The organism is Cyanobium sp. NIVA-CYA 375 (assembly GCF_056108345.1).
The window spans coordinates 1-1,250 of the sequence record NZ_JBSYHW010000215.1; the positions used below are offsets into that span (position 1 = coordinate 1).

General features: G+C 59.8%; 2 protein-coding genes. One reads left to right on the top strand and one right to left on the bottom strand.

What is annotated here, in order from left to right; genetic code table 11:
• Positions 1–233, top strand: a 233-nt coding sequence (locus tag AC01FP_RS17645) for a hypothetical protein (protein ID WP_474482028.1), incomplete at its 5' end; no start/stop codon positions are given.
• On the opposite strand, the gene AC01FP_RS17650 is transcribed toward AC01FP_RS17645, so the two are convergent.
• Positions 217–825, bottom strand: coding sequence for a hypothetical protein (locus AC01FP_RS17650; RefSeq protein ID WP_474482029.1), 609 nt, complete (start codon positions 823–825; stop codon positions 217–219). The genes AC01FP_RS17645 and AC01FP_RS17650 overlap by 17 nt on opposite strands.
• Between the last annotated feature and the right edge of the window lie 425 nt (positions 826–1,250).

The following is a 1,250-nucleotide window of genomic DNA, read 5'->3' on the forward strand; positions in this document are numbered from 1 at the left end:
CCGCTCATGGCGCTACCCTTAATCAAGGCCGCCTGAATGGCAGCCAAGGAGTGACAACTTTCCTGAAAGTCACCGTGTCGACTTTGGCCGCATCACTTCCATCGAGCTTTGCCCCCTGTCTATTGACTGGGCAAAAAGGGGGCCTGGCCGTGCTCAGAGAAATCCTCTTTTGCATTCAAGGCTGCGTTGATGAGGCAGGGCAACGCATCAAAGCGATCAGGACTCAATCATGAACTTGTCGCCCCGGCTGACGCCTGAGAATCGCATCACCACCGCTGGATGGATCGGCGTCAGCTGCTGGGCCGTGGCCTCCAGAAAGGCCACCAGGATGGTGATCAGCAGGATGTAGTTGCGCAGGTCTGGATCCAGCTCGGCCTTGGCTGTTGTGGTCTGAGCCACTAAGGCCGTTTCCAATGGCCCCCACAAGGAGTTGACCCTGGCTTCCTTGTAGATGCTTTCCAGGCGTGAGCTGTGGACAGGATCTGAAAGGGAGGCCGACTCGGCGGAGTGGGCAAAGGCATTGCGCAGCTTGCGCAGGGCATTGAGAGCTAGCTCGACCGTTGAGTCGATCAAGCCCAGGCGGCTGGCCAAGGCCACCTTTGCGCCAATTGATCCAAGCGGGCGTTCAGGCAGAAACAGGCCGTCGTCTTTGCTGGAAGCGACAGGCATCACGGCCTGCAGGAGATGCTCCAAGGCCGCATCCACCCGGGCGACGCCCACCAGCACCGCGCCCCGCCCTCGTTCTTCCAGCATCTGCAGGGCAATGGTGCGGGCAGCCTGCGCAGCAACTAATTCAGGAGAAGAAATTGGCTCTGGAAAGGCCATCAGCAAGGGGAAGCGGATCCATCCTGGTGTTTCGCACATACAACCTGCCAAACCAGAGCTGGGTAGGCAACAGTGCCCTCAGAGCCGCGGGTGTCCATGCCACGCAACGAGCTGGAGCGGGGTCACGGGGAGATCTGTTATCCGGCGACTGCTGAGCTGAGTCAGGGCAGTTCGGCAGCGGGCCACGCCAATAAGGCACTGCTGCCTGGCTCAGCAAATAATGCAGATCCTGCATGGATTTTCGGCCTGCATCAGCCTCATGCGCCGTGGACCTCAAGGAACCAGAATCAGGGGCTTATGACCTGGGCCGTGCCCCGCTCGTGACTCTCCTTGAACTCACTGCTGATTCTGCCGAGCCGATGATCACCGGGTAGGGGGCAGCCTGCAGCTCCACCCTGATCGTTTGCAGATCCATTGGGCGATCA